General features: G+C 42.0%; 1 protein-coding gene and 2 pseudogenes. 1 reads left to right on the forward strand and 2 read right to left on the reverse strand.

From position 1 onward, the window contains the following. Positions 1-232, reverse strand: a pseudogene (locus H6F50_RS11235) (hypothetical protein); the annotation flags it as partial. Positions 233-987: 755 nt separating this feature from the next. Between H6F50_RS11235 and H6F50_RS26470 the strand changes: the two are divergent. Then, entirely contained in the window at positions 988-1,461 is a 474-nt protein-coding gene (locus H6F50_RS26470; protein ID WP_199292100.1) for a hypothetical protein, read from the forward strand. A 641-nt stretch (positions 1,462-2,102) separates the two neighbouring features. Here H6F50_RS26470 and H6F50_RS11245 read toward each other — a convergent pair. Further along, positions 2,103-2,794 (reverse strand): annotated as a pseudogene (locus H6F50_RS11245) (IS1 family transposase). Between the last annotated feature and the right edge of the window lie 164 nt (positions 2,795-2,958).

The following is a 2,958-nucleotide window of genomic DNA, read 5'->3' on the forward strand; positions in this document are numbered from 1 at the left end:
AAAGGTCACTAACTGGAACTGTTTCAAGTTCTATTCCGCTGATGGATGAATTTTCGTAGTTAAAGAAACCGAAACCGCTCTCGAAAAACTCATTGTTAGGGCCTTCAACGTCATACACATCAAAACGATATCTGATTGTAGCTGCTTGGCTTGGTTTAGTTGAAATTGTAGCCAAGCTCAGGACTACACCAGCAGTTGCAATCGCTAATTTGCTCAGGATTATGTTTGACATTCTTGTTCCTTTTAAAACTTTCTAAGCCTGGATTAGGCTTTTTACTCTCTGTGGCTTGTGTCACTCGACATTGTAATCCCCTAAGACAAGAACATTTTGTACTTGTCCTGAACCTTCATCATAAAAACATAAAAGCCAACAAGTAAATTCACAGAAATACCAGGGGAAATACATAAATTTAAATCTGTTGAGTGCAAAACTATACTGAGGTTAGTTAAGGGATTAATTATTAAAATAACTAGGAAATGGGCAAGAGAAAGAATAAGGAGGCAAGCTTAGAATAGGTAGTTTAAGAACTCAATCTTACTTAATAGACGTAATATGAAATTTTAGTAAACTCATATCTCGCACTAATAAATCTTGATATTAATTTCCGGCTCTTGGAGCAGGGGTTGCATCGGAGGATGTTAGTCAACAACACGCATACAACCAACTGAGGGAGGAGAGTATGGAAAGCTTGCTTGAGCTACTTGCTCCCAAACGGGCATATAGTGGGCTGGGTAGAGAGATAAGTGAGCGTGCGCCAACAGATAAGCAATTAACGATCAAATTAGCCAGCCATACATCCCTAGTTTGGCTGGTTAAGCTTTCACGGTGTAGCCCAAAGCAATGCTTAAAAGTCTTAAACCAGTCTTTACGAGATGCTAGCGAATCTACATAAATCTCGCAGTAAAGAGATTGAGGTAAAACCGAAAGGGACAAATAAATCCGTCAATTTGTCTAAACCTTGTGTTTGAATTAATGCCTGAAAAAAGATGCAGTATTTGTTTTCAGAGTTTAGAGCTAGTGAGTTTAATGCATTGTACCAAGAGATATCTCAAGTTTTTAAGATATCAAAAGATCAATTAAACGCTTTATACCTAATAATGCGTGAAGAGTTAGAGAGAGAAGGGTATCCAGAACACACACTCAGCCGGAATATTTTTCTTCCTAGCGATGAGAGTTTCCAAAAACGTTATGATGATGCCTTAGTCATCGGAGTTGACATCCCTAGTATTCTTGACCTTGACAGTGATGTAAAAGGTAAAAAAACGGTAGTGATTCTTGGACAAGACCCATTGAGGAGAAGTGAGGCAAGAGTAGAAGAGATTAGTATAGGTACACCCTACGCTCTCCATTTAAAAAACTGCCGTGAAAAACTACGAAACACCCGACTATACTTTGACTTAATCAAGGTGCTACTAGAGTCGGGATATCGGGTTTACTTGACAGACGTATTCAAAGTTTAGGTCAGCTCTTTAAACGGTCAATCGGGTATCCCCTTGAGCTAAAAAGACTGCAATCGCTTCATTAATCTAATAAAAGACAAACTAGAAATATTTGAACCCCTTGCTGTCATTACCTGGGGACGAATTGCTAGTAAGACTGTTAGTGGGATAGATTTAAAGATTAAACATTTAGAATTTCCTCATCCAAGTGGTGCCGCAAATGGAACGTGGAGGAAAACTATGGGCAAACCACCTACACGAGAAAATCGAATTAACTATTGGAAGCAAACAGTGTTTAATTACTTAGGTTCGCCGACATCTAAGGAAGGGTGAGGTTCGGGGGTGAGGTCGGAATAAAGTCCTTTGTCAGAATAACGATTCAGTGGTGTGACTGCCGCTATTTACCCATATAAGGCTCTCCTGATAGCGCTATTGCTAAAAACATGCTCATCCAAAGGGCGAGAAGACAATAGATTAGCAAAGCCAAAAAATTTAGCAATAAGTTGGCTAGATTTCGGCGTTGAGAATGTTTGTGTCTAAATGCTTGGATAACTTCAACCACTCCTGTGAGCGTAAGTGGCAGAGTCGCGCTGGCCGCTAAAAGCCAGCCACAGAAAAAAGTGATGATTGACGATACATGGCGTTGCTGAAAGTGTAATGAACTAAGCTGAAAGAAGAACTGTTCGATACTTCAAGTAGTGAAGGAGCAAACGGAGCGAACACTTCAGCATCTCAAGTGATTTGGAGTAGCACAAAGTCTTTCGGTGCAGACGTGCCAGGTAATGCCATAGACGAGTGTTCTCCCCCTCAACTCGAGTCATATAGGTCTTGCTGACAATCTGATCGCTCTGCTCAATGAACATCGGATAGACCTTCCATCCGTCAGTGACATAGAAGAAACAATACCAGCACTTGACGATAAACCATAAGAACTTGAAGGTTTCGGCACTGCGATCACCAACCACCCATGCCAGAATTCCTGCTTGCTTGTGATTAACGGCAGTCCAAATCCACAGTTTGTTACGCTTGTTGCCGACAAAGGTTTGTAATTCATCCGGCGTCGGTGATTTCTGGAATTTCTTCAGCTTCAGGCGCATCGGGAAGTTGATGCCCCGCCTCTCAAATCCAGTGCATCACAGTGGTGTGGTGAATCTCGGTGACTCGTTCGATGCCGCGCAATCCCAAGACAAAAGAGATACATTTTGATGCACAATTGCTTGACATCATCGGAGTAAGCCCAAGGACGGTACGACTCGAGGAATTGCCGACCGCAGTGCTTGCACTTATAGCACTGTCTGCCCCGACGATGTCCGTTCTTAGCGGTTTGAGTGGAGTTACATTGAGGGCATTTCATTCTTCTATTATGCCAAATCCAGCATTACTCTTTCAGCAACGCCCGATACATTAGACCTCTTGCATGAATCAAGAAAATGAGCCAAAAGTAGGTAAGCGTTACTGAATCTGCTCATGCTCTACCAACAGTTGAAAGTCCTCAATCCGAGCGCCTTCAGACGGGCG

The organism is Coleofasciculus sp. FACHB-712 (genome assembly GCF_014695635.1).
In the GTDB taxonomy this organism is placed as follows: Bacteria; Cyanobacteriota; Cyanobacteriia; order Cyanobacteriales; family FACHB-T130; genus FACHB-T130.

What these genes read in the sequence shown, in the direction of transcription:
- H6F50_RS26470 (WP_199292100.1), top strand. Translation starts at nt 988, where the DNA reads ATGCAGTATTTGTTTTCAGAGTTTAGAGCTAGTGAGTTTAATGCATTG.